At 63.1% G+C, this 21,853-nt stretch carries 22 protein-coding genes; 4 read left to right on the top strand and 18 right to left on the bottom strand.

Annotation, left to right across the window (positions count from 1 at the left end; all coding sequences use genetic code 11):
- Positions 1-195: 195 nt before the first annotated feature.
- A complete protein-coding gene (locus MHX52_RS00110; RefSeq protein ID WP_035003702.1) occupies positions 196-402 on the bottom strand; it encodes a DUF3046 domain-containing protein in 207 nt (68 codons plus the stop codon).
- Between the two features lie 83 nt (positions 403-485).
- Here MHX52_RS00110 and MHX52_RS00105 point away from each other — a divergent pair, with 83 nt between their 5' ends.
- The 3 genes from MHX52_RS00105 to MHX52_RS00095 are packed head-to-tail and all read left to right on the top strand — an operon-like array spanning position 486 to position 2,400.
- Entirely contained in the window at positions 486-1,067 is a 582-nt protein-coding gene (locus tag MHX52_RS00105; RefSeq protein ID WP_206540416.1) for a biotin transporter BioY, read from the top strand.
- 3 nt (positions 1,068-1,070) lie between these two features.
- On the top strand, positions 1,071-1,766 hold the full coding sequence (locus MHX52_RS00100) for an energy-coupling factor ABC transporter ATP-binding protein (protein ID WP_239315926.1): 696 nt from the start codon (positions 1,071-1,073) through the stop codon (positions 1,764-1,766).
- Between the two features lie 7 nt (positions 1,767-1,773).
- On the top strand, positions 1,774-2,400 hold the full coding sequence (locus MHX52_RS00095) for an energy-coupling factor transporter transmembrane protein EcfT (protein ID WP_239315924.1): 627 nt from the start codon (positions 1,774-1,776) through the stop codon (positions 2,398-2,400).
- Between the two features lie 7 nt (positions 2,401-2,407).
- On the opposite strand, the gene MHX52_RS00090 is transcribed toward MHX52_RS00095, so the two are convergent.
- From MHX52_RS00090 to MHX52_RS00025, 14 genes are all read right to left on the bottom strand, one after another.
- Positions 2,408-3,250, bottom strand: coding sequence for a PspA/IM30 family protein (locus MHX52_RS00090; RefSeq protein ID WP_239315922.1), 843 nt, complete (start codon positions 3,248-3,250; stop codon positions 2,408-2,410).
- 95 nt (positions 3,251-3,345) lie between these two features.
- Positions 3,346-3,702: a helix-turn-helix domain-containing protein gene (locus MHX52_RS00085; protein ID WP_370642184.1), complete on the bottom strand. Its 357-nt coding sequence runs from the start codon at positions 3,700-3,702 to the stop codon at positions 3,346-3,348.
- Between the two features lie 43 nt (positions 3,703-3,745).
- Positions 3,746-4,261, bottom strand: a complete 516-nt coding sequence (locus tag MHX52_RS00080) for a CinA family protein (RefSeq protein WP_239315921.1) — start codon at positions 4,259-4,261, stop codon at positions 3,746-3,748.
- Positions 4,262-4,864, bottom strand: coding sequence for a CDP-diacylglycerol--glycerol-3-phosphate 3-phosphatidyltransferase (gene pgsA / locus MHX52_RS00075; protein WP_034987717.1), 603 nt, complete (start codon positions 4,862-4,864; stop codon positions 4,262-4,264).
- 6 nt (positions 4,865-4,870) lie between these two features.
- Complete coding sequence (locus MHX52_RS00070; protein WP_239315919.1) at positions 4,871-5,890, bottom strand: TerC/Alx family metal homeostasis membrane protein; 1,020 nt, start codon at positions 5,888-5,890, stop codon at positions 4,871-4,873.
- A 224-nt stretch (positions 5,891-6,114) separates the two neighbouring features.
- Positions 6,115-9,219 carry a DNA translocase FtsK gene (locus MHX52_RS00065; protein WP_239315912.1) on the bottom strand — a complete coding sequence of 1,035 codons (3,105 nt, stop codon included), beginning with the start codon at positions 9,217-9,219 and terminating at the stop codon, positions 6,115-6,117.
- 90 nt (positions 9,220-9,309) lie between these two features.
- Entirely contained in the window at positions 9,310-9,954 is a 645-nt protein-coding gene (locus tag MHX52_RS00060) for a TIGR03085 family metal-binding protein (RefSeq protein WP_035003695.1), read from the bottom strand.
- Positions 9,955-9,981: 27 nt separating this feature from the next.
- Positions 9,982-12,099 carry a ribonuclease J gene (locus MHX52_RS00055; protein WP_304504272.1) on the bottom strand — a complete coding sequence of 706 codons (2,118 nt, stop codon included), beginning with the start codon at positions 12,097-12,099 and terminating at the stop codon, positions 9,982-9,984.
- Positions 12,100-12,106: 7 nt separating this feature from the next.
- The gene (gene dapA, locus MHX52_RS00050; RefSeq protein ID WP_049050476.1) at positions 12,107-13,009 is read right to left on the bottom strand and encodes a 4-hydroxy-tetrahydrodipicolinate synthase; all 903 of its coding nucleotides are present in this window, start codon (positions 13,007-13,009) and stop codon (positions 12,107-12,109) included.
- A 92-nt stretch (positions 13,010-13,101) separates the two neighbouring features.
- Positions 13,102-13,854, bottom strand: a complete 753-nt coding sequence (gene thyX, locus MHX52_RS00045) for an FAD-dependent thymidylate synthase (RefSeq protein ID WP_239315911.1) — start codon at positions 13,852-13,854, stop codon at positions 13,102-13,104.
- A 3-nt stretch (positions 13,855-13,857) separates the two neighbouring features.
- Positions 13,858-14,631: a 4-hydroxy-tetrahydrodipicolinate reductase gene (gene dapB / locus MHX52_RS00040; RefSeq protein ID WP_239315909.1), complete on the bottom strand. Its 774-nt coding sequence runs from the start codon at positions 14,629-14,631 to the stop codon at positions 13,858-13,860.
- A gap of 46 nt (positions 14,632-14,677) precedes the next feature.
- The gene (locus MHX52_RS00035; RefSeq protein ID WP_239315907.1) at positions 14,678-16,972 is read right to left on the bottom strand and encodes a polyribonucleotide nucleotidyltransferase; all 2,295 of its coding nucleotides are present in this window, start codon (positions 16,970-16,972) and stop codon (positions 14,678-14,680) included.
- A gap of 216 nt (positions 16,973-17,188) precedes the next feature.
- Positions 17,189-17,458, bottom strand: coding sequence for a 30S ribosomal protein S15 (rpsO, locus tag MHX52_RS00030; RefSeq protein ID WP_005295163.1), 270 nt, complete (start codon positions 17,456-17,458; stop codon positions 17,189-17,191).
- Between the two features lie 119 nt (positions 17,459-17,577).
- On the bottom strand, positions 17,578-18,558 hold the full coding sequence (locus MHX52_RS00025; RefSeq protein ID WP_192816674.1) for a bifunctional riboflavin kinase/FAD synthetase: 981 nt from the start codon (positions 18,556-18,558) through the stop codon (positions 17,578-17,580).
- Between the two features lie 30 nt (positions 18,559-18,588).
- Here MHX52_RS00025 and truB point away from each other — a divergent pair, with 30 nt between their 5' ends.
- Positions 18,589-19,515 (top strand): tRNA pseudouridine(55) synthase TruB, encoded by a 927-nt coding sequence (gene truB / locus MHX52_RS00020; protein ID WP_053088987.1) that lies wholly within the window; start codon positions 18,589-18,591, stop codon positions 19,513-19,515.
- On the opposite strand, the gene MHX52_RS00015 is transcribed toward truB, so the two are convergent.
- From MHX52_RS00015 to MHX52_RS00005, 3 genes are all read right to left on the bottom strand, one after another.
- Positions 19,512-20,243, bottom strand: a complete 732-nt coding sequence (locus tag MHX52_RS00015) for a 4'-phosphopantetheinyl transferase (protein ID WP_239315905.1) — start codon at positions 20,241-20,243, stop codon at positions 19,512-19,514. The genes truB and MHX52_RS00015 overlap by 4 nt on opposite strands.
- Complete coding sequence (locus MHX52_RS00010; RefSeq protein WP_035006000.1) at positions 20,240-21,061, bottom strand: metallophosphoesterase; 822 nt, start codon at positions 21,059-21,061, stop codon at positions 20,240-20,242. The genes MHX52_RS00015 and MHX52_RS00010 overlap by 4 nt, the downstream gene beginning before the upstream one ends.
- Positions 21,062-21,112: 51 nt before the next feature.
- A partial coding sequence (locus MHX52_RS00005) for an MATE family efflux transporter (RefSeq protein WP_255721180.1) occupies positions 21,113-21,853 on the bottom strand: 741 nt, incomplete at its 5' end.

Here is a 21,853-nt window from a genome sequence, read left to right as displayed (position 1 = left end):
GGTGTATTCAATATCGTCATCTTCTTCGCACCCCCGATCTCCTTAGACCGGGAGTACTCCGAAAAGGTTCATTGATAGTTGTACTCGACCGCGCGGACAACCATCGTTTCCGACACACACCCTACACGAACCTTTGTTCGATTGTTTAACTGACCATCCCACCAGTCCAGACTGTGGGCGTCAATAAAGAAAAGGCTAGATATCCTCACCCAGGCGACGCTCTTCGGGCACGTCGAAATCATCACACAGCGCCAACCACACATCGCGCGGATCATACCCCTGTTCGATTAGAGCAGCAGGCGTATCCCCTAGCGAACTCAGCACGTGAGTATCCGCAATAAAAGCCCGAAAGCTATCGCCGAACTCGCCCAAAGTCAGCCGATCAAACTCTGTTCTGCGCATGGTCTACAAATGTACACCCCCACCCAAGAGCCTCGCCTTGAACGGTGTTCAAGTTCTGGCTCATCTGGGTTATCATCATACTTATGTCATCCTCAGAAACTACAAAATTTAAGGCGGTAGATCTCGCGTACATCGCTGTCTTCGCAGCACTCATTATCGTCCTCGGCGGCGTGCAGTTGCCTGTCGGCGTGGCCGGCGTGCCTATCGTCCTGCAAAACATGGGCATCGTCCTGGCCTCCCTCATCCTCGGCTTCTGGCGCGGCGGCCTGGCCACTACCCTCTTCATCGCCGTGGGCTTCGTCGGCGTCCCCAACATGGCCGGCTGGAAACCCGCAGCCGCAGCCGTCGCGGGTCCCACCGTCGGTTACATCGTCGGCTACATCATCGCCGCCTTCGTCATCGGCCTGATCGCCCAGTACGCTCCACGCAACGCGAGGGCACGTACCGCCGTGTTCTTCCTCGCGGGCATCGTTGGCGTGATCATCCAATACCTCTGTGGTTCGATCGGCCTGATGGTGCGCCTCGGCTACGACTTCAGCACCGCCCTGGCGGCCAACACCCCATTCATCCCCGGAGACCTCATCAAGGTCACAATCGCCGTCGCCATCGCGCTGACCGTCACCAAGGCAGTGCCAGACCTGCTGCCAACGAAGCGCAAGGCCTAGAACATGCCCCAAATCGAGTTCGAAAACGTGGGCGTCACCTTCGATACCTCAACAGGCCAGCGGACCGTCCTCCGAGACATCAACCTTTCCCTCAACGAACGCCGAATCGGCATCATCGGCGCTAACGGCTCCGGCAAGTCCACCCTGGTGCGTCTCATCAACGGACTCGCCGAACCCACCAGTGGGCAGGTGCGCGTCGCTGGGCTCAATGTAGCCAAACGCGGACGCGAGGTGCGGCGCAAGGTGGGGTTCGTCTTTAGTGACGCCGACAACCAGATCATCATGCCCACGGTCGCCGAGGACGTCGCGTTCTCCTTGCACGCAACCACCAAAAGCGGCCGCGAAAGAGAAGAAAGGGCAACCGCCATGCTGCGCGCCATGGGGCTGGAGCACCTCGCGGACGCCTCCCCCCATTTTCTTTCCGGTGGCGAAAAACAACTGCTGGCTCTGGCCTCGGTGCTGGTCGTGGAGCCAGAGCTGGTGATCGCAGATGAGCCCACCACCCTGCTGGACCTCGGCAACCGAAAAATGATCGCCCGCAGGCTGGCGGAGCTACCGCAGCAGCTGATCGTGGTGACTCATGACCTGGAGCTTGTAGAAGGCATGGACCGCGTTCTGTGGATCTCCGATGGCGAGGTACGCGGCGACGGCCCGCCCGACCGCGTGATTGCCGACTACGTGGCGAGCTTCGGCGGGTAGGTAAGCTATGGCAAAGTCCCTGCACATCAACGTTCCGCTGTCGGTGTACCACCCGGGCCATTCCATCTTGCACCGCGCCCGGCCGGGGATAAAAATTTTCTTGCTCTTCTTGTTCCTGGTCGGCAGCGCCATCTGGGCAACTGTGCCATGGCAGGCAGGGTTGGTGGCCGCTTTCACCATCGCGTGCTACGCGGTGGCTCGAATCCCCGTCGCCTTGGCACTGCGCCAGCTGCTGGCGCCCACCGTACTGCTGCTGGCCTTCGCCGCGCTGCTGTGGTGGCAACGGGACTTCCCCACAGCGCTGACCTACTTTGTGGTGATCCTCTGCGCGGTGGCCATGGCAACCCTGCTGACCCTAACGACCACCATCGGGCAGCTCATGGATGCAGTCGAGGCCGGGCTGCGCCCCCTGGGCAAGATCGGCCTGCCGGTGGAAACTATCAGCCTGCTGGTGGCGCTGACCATCCGCCTGATCCCGCTGACGGCACTGACGGTCAACGAGGTATTGGACGCAAGAAAAGCACGGGGCGCGTCGCGCTCCGTGCTTGCCTTCGGCGTGCCGGTGATTGTTCGCAGCCTATTGCGGGCCCGCCGCCTCGGGGAGGCGCTGAAGTCCCGCGGGGTCGGCAACTAGCTGAAAACTAGCTTTCGCCTCGCAGCTGGCGCATGCGTTCGGCCACTGCGTCCTGGCTAACGTTGCCCGCCTGCGGCTGGGCCTGCTCGATGGCCTCCTGCTGCTGCGTCCCACCCAGCTGGTTGTTCGCGCCGCCCTGCATTTCTGCACGGATCTGCTCCAGGCGGGAGTGTCCGGCCATCTGGATGCCAGCCTGCTGCACCTCCGCCATGCGGCCCTGTACGGAGTTCTGCGCCAGTTCGGCCTGCCCCAGGGCGTTGGCGTAGCGGCGCTCGATCTTCTCGCGCACCTGATCCAGGTTCGGGGAACCATTCGAGGTAACGGCGTTCATGGACTGCAGGGAATCGGCGACCTTCTCCTGCATCTTCGCCTGCTCCAGCTGGCTCAGCAGCTTGGTGCGCTCCGCGGCCTTCTGCTGCAGCTGCATGGAGTTGCGCTCCACGGCCTGCTTGGCCTGCGCGGCCTGCTGCAGGGCCTGGTCGTGCAGGCTCTTCATGTCCTCCACCGACTGCTCCGCCGTCACCAGCTGTGCGGCGAAGGCTTCGGCAGCGTTTTCGTACTCCATGGCCTTCTGCTGGTCGCCCTGAGCGCGGGCCTTGTCGGCAAGGTTCAGCGCCTGCTTGGTGTTGGCCTGCAGCTTCTCTACCTCTTCGAGCTGACGGTTCAGCTTCATCTCCAGCTGACGCTGGTTGCCGATAACCGCCGCTGCCTGCTGGGATAGTGCCTGGTGCTGCTTCTGCGCTTCTGCGATGGCCTGTTCGATCTGAATCTTCGGATCGGCGTTCTCTTCGATCTTGTTATCGAAGAGCGCCATCAGGTACTTCCACGCCTTCACGAACGGATTGGCCATGAGCTATTGCTCCTTCATTGAGAGGTTAAAAACGGGCTAAAAATATTTCTTTTGCGCGGATAATACTACCAAGAATCCGTCGCACACCCCTGCACTTAGGCTCGCTCGACGGCCCCCGCCGCCATGTTCGCAGCCAGCTCGGCAGCCGCCGCATCCAGAGCCATCATCGACGCAGCTTCCAGGATTACCGAAGCCACCGAAACGGCCATTGCATGGCACACGCTGGCCAGCAGCTCAGAGGAAACTTCCTTGCGGCCGCGCTCCAGCTCCGAAAGATAGCCCGGGCTGACATTCGCCAGCGAGGCCAACTGGCGCAACGTGAACCCGTTGTTGGTGCGGTATTCCTTCAGGGTCGCACCCAGTGCCTCCCGCAGCAGCGGTTCGTCCGCGGGCATCCGCTCGGACGGACGCTCCACCGCAACCGTATCCATGACCATAGTATTGTGACTCATCAATCATCCCAACGTCTCGGGCGGCGCATTTGTTCCCGCCAGTTTACGCGCTAGCTATTTCCAGCGCGCGGTTTACGCTGAACTGGCGAATTTCTGCCCGCAGCTGCGCCGCATCCAGCCCTGCGAACTCGCCTTCGTTAACCAGCCGCACATACTCTGCGTACAGGTTTTCCACTCGCGCTCCCCGCGCACTGTCGTAGACGGCAATGAAGACCTCTCCCGCCGGGTGCCCATCTTGTGGGTCGGGGCCGGCCACGCCCGTCAGCGCCACGCCTACGTCTGCTCCGCAACGTCGCGCCGCCCCCTTTGCCAACTCCGCCGCGGTCTCCGCCGCCACCGGTCCATGCGCGCGCAGGGTTTCCTCGCTCACTCCCGCCAGGTCGTGCTTGAGCTCTGTTGCATAGACAATGACGCCACCGCGTAGGACCGCCGAAGCCCCAGGCACCTCTGCAATCGTGGCCGCGCACAGACCTGCGGTCAGGGATTCCGCCGTCGCGATTGTCAGCCCTCGCCGGGTGAACTCCCGGACCAGGTGTTCGGCGGCAGGGTTCACCGTCATTTAAGCGTTTTCCTTGCGCGAGTCAAGGATGTACTGCACGCCGGTGACAACGGTCTGCACCACGGCCACACCCATCACGATCACAGCGATGGTCTGCACGACCCCGCCGAACGGCAGGATGTAGAGGAACACCGCCAGGGTCTGCAGAACCGTCTTCAGTTTTCCGCCCTTGGAGGCCGGAACGACATTGCCCTTGCGCGCCAACACCATGCGCCAAACGGTAATGCCCAGCTCGCGTACCACGACGATCGCGGTGACCCACCACGGCAGCTCGCCCAAAATGTTCAGACTGACGAAAGCGGAGATCATCAGTGCCTTATCCGCGATCGGGTCGGCCAGCTTGCCGAAGTCGGTGATGACCTCGTAGCGCCGAGCCAGGTAACCGTCCAGCTGGTCGGTGAACATCAGCAGGCTAAAGGCAAGCAACGCCCACCAGCGGTGAGCCAAATCTGGTTCGGCCCCCGGCACTTCCCAGTCCCCGGAGGTCAGAATCAGCCAGAGGAACACCGGGATCAGAGCAATGCGAATGCACGTGAGTACATTCGGCAAGCTCACGCTGTGGACGAAGGTGCCGAACGAAGATCGCGGTGCTGAAGTGTTCACAAGTACCTATCCTACCGTGGAGCTCTTTTCGTTTTCGGCCTGCTTCTTCTTGCCCACCGTCATGCTCAACACCGTGGTTACGACCAGCACGCTGACGATAACGATAAGCGACAGTTCCACGGAAACCTCGGGAACAGCAACCCCCTCGCCTCCGTTGATAAACGGAAGATTGTTCTCGTGCAGAGCGTGGAGAATCAGCTTCGTGCCGATGAAAGCCAGGATAATAAAGAGTCCATAACCCAGGTACACCAAACGTTCCAGCAGGCCGTTCAAGAGGAAGTACAGCTGTCGCAGCCCCATCAGAGCCAAGGCGTTGGTCGTAAACACGATGTACGGCTCGCTGGTAATGCCGTAGATGGCAGGGATGGAGTCGAGGGCGAACAACACGTCCACGAAGCCGATGGCCACCAGGGCGATGAAAAGTGGCGTCAAAACCCTCTTGCCGTTTTCCTTAAACCACAGACGGTCCGACTCGTAGTGATCCGAGACATGGATAAACTTCCGGGTCATCTTGATGACCATCATGTCCTGCGGGTCCTTCTCTTCCTCGCCAGAGACCTCGTCCCACAGCAGCTTCGCCGCGGTCCACAGCAGGAACAGGCCGAACAGGTAGAAGACGTCAGACCACGCCTCGATGATCGCCGCACCCAGGGCGATGAAGATACCGCGCAGGATCAGTGCCAGCGCAATGCCGATGAGCAGGACCTTCTGCTGGTACTTGCGGGGGATCTTAAAGGAGCTCAGGATAAGCGCGAAGATAAAGAGGTTATCCATGCTCAAGGCCTTCTCGGTGATGTAACCGGCGAAGAACTCCAGGCCGTGCTGGTGCGGGTTGCCGGGCTCCCCCCAAGTCAGCCAGAGGAAACCACCGAAAAGGCAGGCGAGTGCCACGTAGAACAAGCTCCACAGTGCCGACTCCTTGATACTCGGCTCGTGGGGTGTTTTGACGTGGCTATAGAAATCAAAAACAAAGAACCCGACGACCACCACAATGGTGATGATCCACGTCAAGGCATTTACTTCCATGGAAAACCTCCGGTCGATAAAAACTCATCACTAAATAGACCGGAGGTCTCCCCCGCCCGTTCCATGAAAGTTGCGGGCCGACATGACCGGGAGGTTCGCGGCTTCACCGCAACCTGCCGTGCTGACGATCAATGTCGAGGGCACCAAGCAAGCTTGGCGTTAGGGTACTCCCCTCCAACTGCCGACTACTCTACACCCGCCAGAGGCCGGCTGCGCCATAGGGGCTACACGGCTCCGCTCGGCGGGTTGGCCGCGACCACGCGCGTCCCGTCATCGCCGGAATCATCGCCGTCGTGAACGCCTTCGGCCCCCTCGGCATCTGCCTCTATGACTTCCTTGGGTGCGTCCTCGGGGTTCGCGCCCTTGATCATCCAAAGCATCGTGTCGAGCTCCTCGGGCTTCACCAGCACCTCACGTGCCTTCGACCCCTCGGACGGCCCGACCACTCCGCGGGTCTCCATCAGATCCATCAGGCGCCCGGCCTTGGCGAAGCCGATGCGCAGCTTGCGCTGCAGCATGGAGGTAGAGCCGAACTGGCTGGTGACCACCAACTCCACTGCCTGCAGTAGATCCTCCAGGTCGTTGCCGATGTCCGGGTCGATGTCCTTCTTCGCCTCGGCGGCCTTGTCCTCGGTGACACCCTCGGTGTAGTCGGGCTCGGCCTGGTCCTTGGCGGCTTCCACGACGGCGTTGATCTCCTCGTCCGTCACGAAGGCGCCCTGAATGCGCTGCGGCTTGCCCGCACCCTGCGGGATGAACAGACCATCGCCCATGCCGATCAGCTTCTCCGCGCCGCCCTGGTCCAGGATCACGCGGGAGTCGGTCGAGGAGCTGGTGGCGAAGGCAAGACGGGAAGGAACGTTCGTCTTGATCAGGCCGGTGACCACGTCCACCGACGGGCGCTGCGTTGCCAGCACCAGGTGGATACCGGCGGCGCGCGCCTTCTGGGTGATGCGCACAATCGAGTCCTCGATCTCGCGCGGGGCGGTCATCATCAGGTCGGCCAGCTCGTCGACCACGCACACGATGTACGGGTACGGGCGGTACTCGCGCTCCGAGCCCAGTGGGGTTGTGATCTCGCCGGACTTAACCTTGCGGTTGAAGTCCTTGATGTGGCGTACGCGGCTGGCCTTCATGTCCATGTAGCGCTGCTCCATCTCCTCCACTAGCCAGGTCAGGGCGGCGGCCGCCTTCTTCGGCTGGGTGATGATGGGCGTAATCAGGTGCGGGATGCCCTCGTAGGGGGTCAGCTCCACCATCTTCGGATCCACCAGGATCAGGCGTACCTCGTCCGGCGTGGCGCGGGTCAGCAGCGATACCAGCATGGAGTTCACGAAGGCAGACTTACCGGAGCCAGTGGAACCCGCCACCAGCAGGTGCGGCATCTTCTGAATCGAGTGGGCCACGAAGTCGCCCTCGATGTCCTTGCCCAGGCCGATGACCATCGGGTCGGCATCACCGCGCACCTTCGGCGCCTCCAACACGTCGCCGAGGCGCACCATTTCGCGGTCGGTGTTGGGCACCTCAATGCCCACTGCGGACTTGCCCGGGATCGGGGTCAGCAGGCGCACGTTATCGGTGGCCACCGCGTAAGCCAGGTTGGACTGCAGGTTCGTGATCTTGGAGACCTTCACGCCTGGTCCGAGCTCGACCTCGTAGCGGGTCACTGTCGGTCCGCGGCTAAAGCCCGTCACCTGCGCGTCGACGTTGAACTCCTCGAACACCTCGGTGATCGCCTCGATCATCCGGTCGTTCGTTTCGCTGCGGGTCTTCGGCGCATCGCCGTTGAGCAGCAGGTCCGTCGACGGCAGCGCGTAGTCGCTTTCTGCCTTCTTTTCTATGACGCCCTCAGCCACGTCCTCTTCCAGCTCCGACTTCGGCGTGGAGGCTGGAACCGCGGCAGCGTCAATCCCCGAGCGGGCGATGATGGCCTGTCGCACCGAGTCACGGGAGTCGGCTACGGGATCCCGCTTGGGCTCAGGCTTGGATTCTGCCTTGGGCTCCGGCTCGTCATCGTCCAGCAACTCTGCGACGTCCTCTACCTGTGGTGCAGGCTTCGGCTGGGTGCGCTTAGACTCCGGGCGCTTTGGCTGGGTGTGCTTCGGCTGAGTGCGCTTGCGACGCTGCGATGTGCGGGAGGGCGCAGTGTCGAGCACCAGGGTCTCGTTGGAGTCAGCCGCGTCGTCTACGTCGCTCCCCTGTTCCTCCACCGGGTAGTTGTCCATCGGCGTCCGGCGGGCGGCGCGGGTGATCTGACGATCGACGTGGCCGTACTGATCGTCCTCGTCAACGTCGTTGGGTTGGTCTTCGTAGTCGGCGTAATCATCGTTACCGCGACCATCGCGCCAACTGCCCACCCCCAGGAAGTCCGCTGCGAGGGTGTAAATCTGCTTCACCGTCAGCCCTGTGAGCTGCAGTGCGCCGTACACAATGGCCAGCAGTAGCAGAGGAACGGCCAGGTAGACACTAAAGCCAACGGCCATCGGCGTACCGATAGCCTGGCCGACCAGGCCACCCGCGCTCGCCTTTCCGGCACTGTCAGTGGGCTGGCCAGCGAAGATATGAATGAGCCCCAGCATCGGCAGGACCACCAGCGCGGAACCGATCCACAGGCGGACGGTGGAACGCTGAGTGCGCTCGATGCCGACCATCAACACCCAGGCGGCGAAGGCCATGGCGATCGGGACTACGTATCCGCCCGCGCCGATGATCCAGGTGAGAATTCCCGCAATGCCGTTGCCCACGGCACCGCCCACCCCAAACCACAGGGTTCCAGCCAGGATTAGGGCTACGGCGAACACGCCGATGGCGGCGCCGTCGTAGGAGCCGCCGATGCGCATCGGTCCTGCACTTTCGCTGGGGTCTTGAGCGCTGAAGTCGGCGTCAAAACCATCGTCCTCAGTGTCCGGCGTCCAACCGTCACCAGCGCGCGAACCACGACCCGAATCAAGCTTCTTTGCTTGACTATTGCGCGAATTCCGCTGCTTACTCCGCTTGGAGATCACCTGGGTTTCCGCCTCCTCAAGAAAATCTGCATCGTCATAAGAGTCAAAGTCACCCGCATCGCCGCGGGTCGCCAGGCGGCGAGTCAAGCCACCGATGCCCCGCGCCGCTCCGCTAAACGCAGACCCCAGCGAGTGGCCGACCACGCCGAAGGCGCTACCGGTCCTCTCGAAGTCCTCGCCCCCGGCATAGCCAGAATAACCGGCACCGACCGGGGCGGCGGACCGAGTATCTTCGAACACACCACGACGGCCGGAGCTCGGTCGGTTGGAGTGTGCGCCCCTACCTCGGGGTGCAGAGCTGCGAGAGCGACTAGTGACAGACATGGCCAACACTTTAGTCGCACTGATCACAGTAGTCACATGAGCAACACGCGCTTTGTTCTAAAAAGATGCTCAGATTCGGCGGGAGAAATTCTAGAACACGTGCCGCTTGATGCGCGCGGTCGTGCCCTCATCGGCCGGTGTCAAAACAACGTCCACCGCGCCGTCACGGCCATACAGCCACAGCAACAGTTCTCCGGCCTCACCACTTACCCGCACCTCGTCGGTGCTATCGGCGCCCGCACGAACCACCGTCGGCGTGGCGGCGTCGGTACGCTCCAGCACCACGTGAATGCTCGAGGAACGCAGGAAGAACTTCGCCATCTTCCCCACCGCCTTCCACAGGTCATCCCGGGCGGACTGCGGAAGGTCGCGGGGAGCGTACTCCCCTCCCCCACGGCGCAGATCCTCGTGGTGAACGAAGTTCTCAGCGAGGTTGGCGTACTTGTCCGCCAGTCGCAATGGGTTCCACGTCGGCGGGCCGTTGCGGTACATCTCCACCAGCTCTGCGTACGGCTTGGACTCGTAGTCGTGGCTGACGGAATCCAGACGATTGGCCAAGCCCTTGAAGAACATGCCCGCGGCGGCATCCGGACGGTACTCGCGGATGACGAGGTGGACCGCCAAATCGCGAGCAGTCCAGCCCGCGCACAACGTAGGTGCGTCTGGACTGGACTGCTGTAGAAGGTTCGCCAGGGCTTCGCGTTCCGCTTGGGAGGTGTTCATGTTGTGTTCCATGCCACCCCAGCGTAGCGAAACCTTAGGCTAGACGGATTCGCGCGACTCTTCTTCCTCGAGTTCCTCGACAATCTCGGAGCTCATCGGCACGACGGTCGGCACGATCATCGGCTTGCGGTTCCACTTGTCGGAGATCAGCTTGCCCACCTTGCGGCGGATGGCCTGTGCCATGCGGTAGGGATCGTTCTCGCCCTCGCCGGCCAGGTCGATCATGACGTTGTCGACCTTCTCCTGGATCTCCTTGAGCATGTCGCGGGCATCGTCGGAGAAGCCCTTGGCCTGCACGCTCGGAACCTCCAGCGGACGACCGGTGCGGTTGTCGATGACGGTGGTGATGGAAATCAGGCCGCCCTCGGACATCGCGGTGCGGTCCTCCAGAACTCCGCTGTCGATGTCGCCCATGCGGGTGCCGTCGACGTACAGGTTACCGACGGTGATCTGGCCGACCACCTTCGCGTGACCGTTGTGCAGGTCGACAACCACGCCGTTCTGCGCCAGCGGGATGTTGTTCGGGTTCACGCCAGTGCTGATCGCCAGCTCCTTGTTGGCGCGCAGGTGGCGCCACTCGCCGTGCACCGGCATTGCGTTACGCGGGCGGGCCGCGTTGTACAGGAACAACAGCTCGCCGGAGTAGCCGTGGCCGGAGGTGTGCACCTTCGCGTCACGACCCGTGATTACGGTCGCGCCAATCTGGGACAGCATGTTAATCACGCCGAACACCGCTTCCTCGTTACCCGGAACCAGGGAGGAGGACAGGATGATCAAGTCGCCGTCGCGGACGGTGATCTGACGGTGCTCACGGCGAGCCATGCGCGACAGCGCGGCCATCGGCTCGCCCTGCGTACCCGTCGTAATCAGCACGACCTTGTGCGGAGCCATCTTGGAGGCTTCGTCCATAGAGACGATGGTGCCGCGCGGGACGTTCAGGTAGCCCATGCGCTCTGCGATCTCCATGTTGCGGATCATGGAGCGGCCGTTGAAGGCAACCTTGCGGTTGGCCGCCACGGCGGCGTCCACGGCCGACTGCACGCGGGAGACGTTCGATGCAAAGGAGGCGATGATGACGCGTTGCTTAGCGTCGCCCACCAGGCGCTTCAGCGTCGGCGCGATGTCAGCCTCAGAACCGGAGACACCCGGGGTGGTCGCGTTGGTGGAGTCACACAGGAACAGGTCCACGCCCTCGTCGCCGAAGCGAGACAGCGCCGGCAGGTCCGTCGGGCGGCCGTCCAGCGGGGTCTGATCCAGCTTGATGTCGCCGGTGTGCACCAGCAGGCCAGCCCCGGTCTTCAGGGCGATGCCCAGGCAGTCCGGGATGGAGTGGTTCACGGCGAAGAAGCGCAGATCGAAAGGTCCGCGGCTCTCGTGGGAGTTCTCGTCGACCTCGATCAGCTTCGGGCGCTGACGGTGCTCCTGAGTCTTTGCAGAGATCAGAGCACAGGTAAAGCGGGAGGCGATGATGGGAATGTCCGCGCGCTGCTTCAGCAGCCACGGGATAGCACCGATGTGGTCCTCGTGGCCGTGGGTGATGACCAGAGCGTCCACGCGGTCCCACTTGCCCTCCAGGTAGCTGAAGTCCGGCAGGATCAGGTCCACGCCCGGCTCACCGGAGCTCGGGAACAGCACACCACAGTCGATGATCAGCAGGCGGCCTTCGTACTCAAAGACCGTCATGTTGCGGCCGATCTCGGAGATACCGCCCAGCGCGACGATACGCAGGCTGCCCTTCGGCTGCTTCGGCGGCTTCGGCAGGCGCTGCGTCAGGTCCGCGCCCTGCATGGCCTTCAGTGCGCCCTTGCGACGGTCACCACCGCGACCCCGGCCGCGACCCTTGCCGCCGCCGTTGTTGTTGCGATTACCGCCGTTGTTGCCGCCGTTGTTGCCGTTGCCGCGGCCACGGGAACGACGGTTACGGTTGCGGTTACCGCCACCGTTGTTGTTCTTGTTGCCGCCGTTGTCGGCAGAGCTGTTGTTGTCGTTGCCGTCGGAGTTGTTGTTGGCGTTGTTCTTAGCGACGCCACCGTCGTTGAAAACCGTCGCAGCCTCAGCGTTGGAGACAGCGGTGTTATCCGATTGTGCTTCCGCCTCAGCGCTCGGCGGAGCGGCCTTCCGAGTAACCTTGCGGCCTCGGGAACGTTGTTCAGTCATATTTTCCCTATACCCCTGCTGCTTGCAGGTCTTGAGCCAGCTGATCCAACTCAGCGGCTTTTGGTTCGATAATGGGAAGACGCGGTGCACCCACGTCCTTCCCCTTTAGCTTTAGCGCTGCCTTCGCGAATGTCACGCCTCCGAGGCGGGCCTGGGCCTTTTGTAGCGGCTGCAGTTGCACTGCGATGCTACGGGCGGTGGCGATGTCGCCTGCGTCGAACGCATCCCTCATCTGCTTGAGCTGTCGCGTTGCTACGTGGCCAATCACAGAGATGAAGCCGGTGGCACCTGCGGCCAACCAAGGCAGGTTCAACGGGTCATCGCCCGAGTACCAAGCCAGGTCGGTGTTCTCAATCAGTTCCATGCCGGCGGCCAGGTCGCCCTTTGCATCCTTGACGGCTGCGATCTGTGGATGATCGGCCAGTCGGTGCAGGGTCTCCGGTTCCACCGGGACGACGGATCGAGAGGGAATGTCGTAGACGCACACTGGAATATCCACCGCGTCCGCAACGGTCGTGAAGTGCTGGTAGATGCCCTCTTGGCTGGGACGAGAGTAGTAAGGAGTCACAACCAGCAGAGAGTCAGCCCCCGCCTCTTGCGATGCGCGAGACATTTCTACGGTGACAGCTGTGTCATAAGATCCGCTTCCGGCGATCAGTTTTACACGGTCGCCGAGCTCGGATCGTACTGCTCTGAGCAGGTCAAGCTTCTCGGTCGCACCCGTGGTGGGTGATTCTCCGGTAGTTCCGGCCAAGACCAAAGAATCGCAGCCCTCATCCACGAAGTGGCCAGCAAGGGCCACGCCCGCGTCCAAGTCGATGGAGCCGTCCTTCTTAAAGGGGGTCACCATCGCAAGAGAGATAGTTCCGAAGTGCGCGGATCCCCTTGTTGCTGCGTTACCTGTACTCATGACTCCCCAGACTACCTTCCTTCACGAGAAACTCACGTATTTGGGTGTTGATTTCGGCGGGTTGTACTCAATGGCCCTAAGACCCGTCATCCTTAAGATTCACCGACGTACGGGCTCGTCGCCATTTCCCCGCCATCGTGCAACTGCGTGATCGAGAAGTCCTCGAACACGTTCGGCGCTACTTCCTGCAGTTTACGCAAGCACGCGACAGCGATCCGGCGGATCTCCGGATCCGCATGCTCAGCGGCACGCATGGCGATGAAGTGTCGCCAGCTGCGGAAGTTGCCGGTCATGACAAAGCGAGTTTCGATGCAGTTCGGCAACACCGCTCGAGCCGCCTGCCGTGCCTGCTTCGTGCGCAACACGGCGTTTGGCTCCTCAGCGAAGTCCTCGCCCAAGCCATCCAAGATCTCCCGGTAGGCATCGTAGGCCACGTCCGCGGCCTGCAGGAACAGCTTCTTCAAGTCCTCATTGCCGGCTACCGCTTCGGGCACTACGACCCGCGCCTCATCGGCAGGTACGTAGCGCTGCGAAAGCTGGCTGAAGCTGAAATGCCGGTGGCGCATGATCTCGTGGCTGCACGAGCGAGATACTCCGCGTAGGTACATCGAGGCACTGGCGTGCTCCAGCAGCGTGGTGTGGCCGACGTCCATGATGTGGCGGACGTACGCCGCATTCGTCGCGGTGTGCGGGTTGGGCTTGTCCCACGTTTCGTAGCAAGCCCTGCCTGCGAACTCGACCAAAGCGGCACTATCATCCACGTCGCTTTGCCAGTCCAGGTCTGGCGCTGAGTCAAAGGCGGTGTGACCCACCAGGTCGATCTGTAGGGGTGCAACAGTAGCCATGAACTAGGCCTTAGCACCGCCGTTGACATCGCCGTCCAGTCCCAGGAACTTCTCCAAACCGACGGTCAGGCCCGGGTTTTCACCAATCCTCTCCACGCCGATCATGATTCCCGGCACGAAGGACTCGCGGTCGTAGGAATCCTGCTTCAGGGTCAGGGTCTGCCCCTTGGTGCCGAAGATGACCTGCTCGTGGGCGACCATGCCGGTCATGCGTACGGCGTGTACAGGCACTCCCTGCACGTCAGCGCCACGCGCCCCGTCCAGGGACTGCGTGGTGGCGTCGGGCTGCTCGGCCAGACCGGCTGCCTTACGAGCGCGCGCGATGCCTTCCGCGGTGTGCACCGCAGTACCCGAAGGCGCGTCCACCTTGTTCGGGTGGTGCAGCTCCACGACCTCGGCGGACTCGAAGAAGGGCGCAGCAATCTCCGCAAACTTCATGGTCAGCACGGCGGAGATGGCGAAGTTCGGGGCGACGAGCACCCCAGTCTCCGGGGATTCCTGCAGCCAATCGCGGACGGTCTCGAAGCGCTCCTCCGTCCAGCCGGTGGTACCGACGACGGCGTGGATGCCGTTGTTGATGCAAAATTCCAGGTTGCCCATCACGGCATCCGGAACGGTGAAGTCCACCACGACCTCAGCGTTGTTATCCACCAGCGCCTGCAGGTCATCACCGTGGTCGATTGCGGCCACCAGCTCGTGGTTTGCGTCAGCCTCAACGGCGGCTACAACGGCGCTGCCCACACGCCCGCGGGCACCCAAAACACCAATGCGAGTCATAGATCAATCGCTCCTTAATAGCTCTCAATTAGCCCGTGGCAAGTGGTTAGTTGTCTTCGACCAGGACCAGGGAGATCTTGCCGCGGTTATCGATGTCCGCGATCTCCACCTCGAGCTTGTCGCCCACCGAGACCTCGTCCTCCACGCGCTCGATGCGGCGGTCACCACCCAGGTTGGAGATGTGGATCAGGCCATCCCTACCCGGCAGCAGGGAAACGAATGCACCGAACGCGGTGGTCTTTACGACCGTGCCCAGGAAGCGGTCGCCCACCTTCGGCTGCTGCGGGTTCGCGATGGCGTTGATCTTCTCCTCCGCCTCGCGCGCAGCCTCGCCGCCGACGGCGGAAATGAACACCGTGCCGTCGTCCTCGATGGTGATGTTGGCGCCAGTCTCCTCCGTGATCTGGTTGATGGTCTTGCCCTTCGGGCCGATGACCTCACCGATCTTGTTCTGTGGGATGTTAATGCTGGTGATCTGCGGAGCCAGGTCGCTCATGTCATCCGGAGAGTCAATGGCCTCGTCCATCAGCTGCAGGATCTCCAGGCGTGCGGTGCGCGCCTGCTGCAGCGCCTCGGCCAGCACGTCCGACGGAATGCCGTCGAGCTTGGTATCCAGCTGCAGCGCGGTCACGAAGTCGGGAGTACCCGCGACCTTGAAGTCCATGTCGCCGAAGGCATCCTCGGCGCCCAGAATGTCGGTCAGGGTGACGTACTTGTCCTTGCCGGCCTTGCCAACCTTGCCGGTCACCAGCCCCATAGCGATGCCCGCCACCGGTGCCTTCAGCGGCACACCGGCGTTGTACAGGCTCAGGGTCGAGGCGCACACAGAACCCATGGAGGTCGACCCGTTGGAGCCCAGAGCCTCAGAGACCTGGCGAATGGTGTACGGGAAGTCATCGCGGCTGGGGATCACGGGCGTCAATGCGCGCTCCGCCAGTGCACCGTGGCCGATCTCGCGGCGCTTCGGGGAGCCCACGCGACCGGTCTCGCCGGTGGAGTACGGCGGGAAGTTGTAGTGGTGGATGTAACGCTTCGTGGTCTCCGGCCCCAGAGAGTCGATCTGCTGTTCCATCTTCAGCATGTCCAGCGTGGTCACGCCCAGGATCTGGGTCTCGCCGCGCTCGAACAGGGCCGAGCCGTGTGCACGCGGCAGCAGCTGGACGACGATGCCCAGGTCGCGGATCGTGGTGCTGTCGCGGCCATCGATGCGGAAGCCATCCTCCAGGATGCGGCGACGCACCACGGTCTTGGTGACCTCGTTGTGGGCCGCGCGGATCTCCGCCTCGCGCTCTGGGAACTCCGGCAGCAGGTCGTCAACGCTGGCCTGCATGTTCGCGGCCAGTGCCTCGTCGCGCTCCTGCTTGTCGGCGATGGCCATGATGTCTTCCAGCGCATCCTGTGCTTCCGCCTGGACAGAGGCGAAAACGTCCTCGCCGTAGGGCGGGAACAGCTCGAATTCGCGCGTCTCGGCGTCCACAGCCTTGGCCAGAGCGTCCTGCGCCTCACAGAGCGTGGCGATAAACGGCTTAGCGGCCTCGATCCCCTGCGCCACAACCTCTTCGGTCGGCGCCGGTGCACCCTCGGCAATGCGCTCGACGACGGTGTCGGTAGCGCCGGCCTCGACCATCATGACGGCAACGTTCGGCTCGCCGCTGCCCGCGCCCTTGCCACGACCGCGACCGCGGCCGCGAGCGGGCTTCACCGGCTCGGTCACGCGACCGGCCACGACCAGCTCGAAGATTGCCTTTTCTTCCTGCTCGCGCGTCGGAAAAGCAACCCACTGGCCCTCCGGGTGGTCGGAATCCACGACGAGCGCCATGCGCACGCCACCCACCGGACCGGAAACCGGCAGGCCAGACAGCTGGGTGGAGGCGGAAGCGCCGTTGATGGCCAGCACGTCGTAGCGGTCCTTCGGATCCATCGACAGCACGGTCACGATGACCTGCACCTCGTTACGCAGACCGCGCACGAAGGTGGGGCGCAGCGGGCGATCGATCAGGCGGGCGGCCAGAATCGCATCCGTGCCCGGACGGCCTTCGCGGCGGAAGAAGCTCCCCGGGATGCGACCGACGGAGTACATGCGCTCTTCGACGTCCACGGTCAGCGGGAAGAAGTCGATGCCCTCGCGCGGCTGGCGGGAGGCAGCGGTGGTGGACAGCAGCATCGTGTCCTCGTCCAGGTAGGCCGTCACTGCCCCATCGGCCTGGCGGGCCAGCAGCCCGGTTTCAAAGCGGATGCTGCGGGTGCCGAAGTCGCCGTTATCAATGGTGGCCTCTACTTCCCACACACCGGCGTCCGGGTCAACGAGCTCTGCTTGGATGTTCTGCTTCTTCGTACTCATAATGGAGTTTTGCAATCGCCTTTCTGCGTTACCTTGCGTTGCACTCCACGGCGGTTGCCTGTTCGTCTGGTCTTCGGTGCCGACGCCACCGACGTGGAATTTTCTTGAACTATTCGATTGGCTTTTAGGATTTAACCGGCATCAAGACTAGCACGAAATAGCACAAACGCCCGCCACCTCGTCGTTTGAGAGGTGGCGAGCGTTTGCTTTAAAGCTTTAGCGACGCAGACCCAGGCGCTCGATCAGGGAGCGGTAGCGGTCGACGTTGTTCTCGGCCAGGTACTTCAGCAGGCCCTTGCGGCGACCAACCAGCAGCAGCAGGCCGCGGCGGGAGTGGTGGTCGTGCTTGTGGTACTTCAGGTGCTCGGTCAGCTGACGGATGCGAACGGTCAGCAGTGCGATCTGAGCTTCCGGGGAGCCCGTGTCGGTCTCGTGCAGGCCGAACTCCTTGAGAGTCTCGGTCTTCTGTTCCTTGGACAGTGCCATGGATGAATCTCCTTGATAGTTATTTCAGTCCGCGCGAAAGGTTTAACCAGCGACTACCGCAGACCACAGTCGCTAGACCTGGGGAGTTTAGCACGCCCACGCCCCTGTTCCCAAAACGCTTAGCCCAGCGCCTTGCGAGTTTCGGTGACATCCCGGCCGATGGCCTCGATCAGCTCGTCTAGCGAGTTGTACGTTTCCATTCCCCGCAGGTGGTGTACGAACTCCACGGCGATATCCAGGCCGTATAGGTCGGCGTCGTGATCCAGGATGAAGCTCTCCACGCTGCGCGGCTCGTGGCCGAAGGTGGGGTTGGTGCCAACGGAGATCGCGGCCGGCAGCCGCTCGCCCACCGGCATGGTGCCGATGGTCGCCCCGGTGGAGATCCCATGCCCCGGCAGGATCGTCACGTAGCCCGCGTAAACGCCGTCAGCGGGCAGCGCGAACTTCTCGGCGAAGTACAGGTTGGCCGTGGGGAATCCCAGCGCCCTGCCGCCGCGGCCAGCACCGTGGGTTACTTCCCCGGCTACTCGGAAGTGCCGACCCAGCGCCTCGTTCGCGCCGTCCACGTTGCCCTCGGCCAGGGCCCGGCGGATCCACGTAGAGCAGACCACGTGGTCGCCGTCTTCCAGCAGCTTCAGCACGTCCACCCGCATGCCACGCGCCTCGCCCAACTCGCGCAGCGTCTCGGGCGTGCCCGCCGCCTTGTGGCCGAAGGTGAAGTTATCCCCCACCACCACGGCCTTGGCATTCAGCATCTTGACCAGCACCTGGTCCACGTATTCCTCCGGCGACCAGCTGGCGATCTCCTTGGTAAAGGAAACGACCACCACGTGGTCAATGCCGTACTCGTGCGCCAGCTCCGCGCGACGGCGCACGCTCGACAGCAGCGGCGGCACCGCCTCCGGCTTAAAGACGACGGTCGGGTGCGGGTCGAAGGTGAACATCACACTCGGCACGCCCCGTTCGCGCGCCAGCTCCACCGCCCGCTGCAGCAATTCTTGGTGCCCGCGATGCACGCCGTCGAACACGCCGATGGTGACGACGGTGCCGCCGGCTGCCAGGTGCTCGGGAATTCTGTCCAGTCCGTACCAGATACTCACACGTTGCATGCTAGTCGATAGTCTGTGGGTATGAACCAACGCAGTGCCCGTTCCGTCCTGAGCCGCTCCGGGGTCGTCCTCGTGGACAAGCCCTCCGGCCCCACCTCGCACGACATGGTGGCCAAGCTCCGCCGGATCATGGGTACGCGCCGGGTCGGCCATTCGGGCACCCTCGATCCGATGGCCACCGGGCTGCTGGTTGTGGGCGTCGAAAGAGGAACAAAGTTCCTGGCCCACGTCGTCGCGCACGACAAGCGCTACGAGGCCACCGTTCGTTTGGGCTCCGCCACCCACACCGACGATGCACAGGGCGATGTGCTTTCCACCGCCTCTCCCCAAGACCTGCAGGCGCTTACCGAACAGCAGGTCCGCGAGGCTTTCGCTACTCAGCGGGGCGACATCATGCAGCGCCCGACCTCGGTTTCCTCCATCAAGATCGACGGCAAGCGCGCCCACGAGCTCGTCCGCGAAGGCCACGACGTTGTGCTGCCCGAGCGCCCCGTCACGATCTTTTCTCTGGAGGTTCTCGATGTTGTTGTGGATGACGCCACCTCGTGCATCGACGCCCGCATTTCCGTGCACTGTTCCAGCGGTACCTACATCCGGGCGATTGCCCGGGACGTCGGCGAGGCTCTGGGTGTGGGCGGACACCTGACACAGCTCCGCCGCACTTCGGTGGGGCCCTTCGACGTCTCCGAAGCACGCACTCTGGAGCAGCTCGAGGAGGATCCGAGGCTTACGCTCACCTTGGACGAGGCGATGGTGCGCTGCTTTGAGACCCGCGAGATCAGCGAGTCGGAGGGCGTAGACCTCTCCCTCGGCAAATGGCTGGACCCCGTTGGCAACCAGGGTGTGCGCGCCGCGGTCACTCCCTCCGGGCAGGCCATCGCGCTGATCGAGGAGAAGGGAAAACGCGCTTCCAGCGTGTTCGTCGCCCGCCCGGCGGGAATGGACTAGCGAGCCGGAACGGCTGCGGCGGTGATCACATAGCCGTTGCGGATGGTCCAGCGCCCCTGAATGAACGGCACCGGCACCGGGCGCGCCAGCAGGTATGAGGTAAACGTGCCGTCGGGGCGCAGGTCAATGTCGGCCTGATCGAAGTCCAGGAAGCGGTGCGTGAGAGGGAACCACGTCTTGTAGGTGGCTTCCTTCGCGCTGAACAGCACGGTATCCAGCAGCTGCATGTCCTCGGAGCGCATCGTCTTGTGGATGCGGCGCTGCTCGCCCAGGTTGGCGATCGTGTTGAATACGCCCTCCGGCAGCGGGCGAGCCACCTCCACGTCGATGCCCACGGAAGCCCAGCGCTCGGATGGCGCCAGCAGGGCCGCGCGGAAGCCGTCGGTGTGGGTCAGCGATCCGGAGATTCCCTGCGGGAACAGCGGCATCCCGCGCGGCCCGCGCAGGATGGGCGGGTGCGCGTCCATGAAGTTCTTCAGCGCCTGGTGTGCGCACCAGCGCGAATCGCCGAAGTCGGCCTTGCGCCGATCCACAGCCCCATCCACCAGAGCCTGCTCCTCTGCCGGGAGTGCGTTGAACTGGCTCAGATCCCCCCGCACGCTGTGCAGCTCTGCGCAGGCCGTACCCTGGGGCAGCAATCCGCGCGGAATGGTCGGCTGCTGCGCGCCGAAAGTCTCCACGATCGCCAGATCCCCTGGCGCCGTTGCGAGTGTTCCGTTGTGCCTCATGCTGTCACCTCCTCGACGAGTACTGGGTAGGGCCACAAATTTTTTTCCAAGCGGGGCGGAAGGCTGATCTTCCGTTCCCTCGGATAACCGAGGGAGACCTCCGCATGCGTTACATTTCCGAGCGAAAATTCTACCGGAATATGTAAATGGCCATAAATCACCGCGCGCGCTCGGTAGCGCTCCGGCCACTCCTGCGTGTGCCGCGTTCCCGACCACAGGCCGATCTCCTGATGCCGGACGTTAGCCATCGCCTCCCGCGCCAGCGGCCAGTGGTTGACCAGAATGGTCGGTCCCTCCACATTCGCCAGCCGGCGCACCGAGTAGCGCAGCCGCTCTCGGCACCACAGAATCACGTCCTCATACGGCGCAATCGCCAGGTCGTCCATCAACACGATGCCTTTGCCGCGGGCTGCCGCCAGCGCTGCAGTGGGCGTCATGGAAGGGTCGCGCCACGAGTGATCGTAAAGAGTAAACAGCGGCACCACGGTGTGGCCCGCGAACATCGGGAAGGGGTCCTCCGGGGTGAGCACCCCGAGGCGCTGGGCGACCGCAATGACGGCGTCGTACTTCGCCCGACCTTGGGTGGTATCGCTGGTGCGGCTGTAGAGCTCATGGTTGCCGGGCGCGTAGATAACCTGGGCGAAGCGGCTCTGCAGCAGCCCCAGGGTGCGCTCGATGGTGGGCAGATCCTCTGCGATATCCCCGGCGACGATGAGCCAATCGCCCGCGTTAGCAGGCCGGACGTGTTCGCGGACCAGATCCAGGTTGCCGGGGGCGCGCACGTGCAGGTCGCTGACGGCCCATAGGGTTCGGGACATCGGGGCGCTCCCCCTCTCTGAATCAGATCACAACGATTAACAAGCTTAACACTAGCTAACCCACTTATCACCGGCGAAGCGCCAAGTAACGAAGGCCAGGCGGATCAAAATGAAACTAAACAGACCCCACCAGATACCAACCAAACCCCAGCCGAAGATCCAGGAAAGCCACACCAGCGGGATGAACCCGGCCAGTACAGAGACGATGGTGGCGGTGCGCAGGAAGGCCGCGTCCGCCGCCCCGAGCAGCACTCCATCCAAGGCGAAAACAACACCCCCGGCCAGCACCAACAGCACCAATAGCCACCACGGGCCGCCGATCGTGGCCAGCACATCGGCATCCGTCGTGAAGATGCGCGGGATGAAGTGGGCTCCCGCAGCCAGCCCTGCCGCGAGCACCAGGCTGGCGCCGACGGAGAAGCGCAGCACGGACACGCCGACCTTGCGGGCCGTCGCAGCCGACCCAGCGCCCAAGGCCGCGCCCACCAGCGCCTGGGCTGCAATGGCCACGGAATCCAGCACCAACGTCAGGAAATTCCACAGCTGCAGCAGCACCTGGTGGGCAGCCAGCGGAGCCGGCCCCATGCGACCGGCCACCACCGCAGCGGAAATGAAAGCCACCTGGAAGCTCAGGCTGCGCAGGATCAAGTCCCGCCCCATCACCAGCTGCGACTTAATCACCGGCCAGTTGGGAGCCAGCGACTTTCCGTCCCCCTCCGCGCGCCAGTACACGACCAGCGCCCCGAGGAAGCAGGCGGCGATGATGACCTCCCCCAGCACGTTGGCGTACGC

This window comes from Corynebacterium sp. ACRQJ (assembly GCF_022346045.1).
In the GTDB taxonomy this organism is placed as follows: Bacteria; Actinomycetota; Actinomycetes; order Mycobacteriales; family Mycobacteriaceae; genus Corynebacterium; species Corynebacterium evansiae.
Note: the sequence above shows the minus strand (reverse complement) of the source record. Positions and strands in the feature narration are given on the sequence as shown.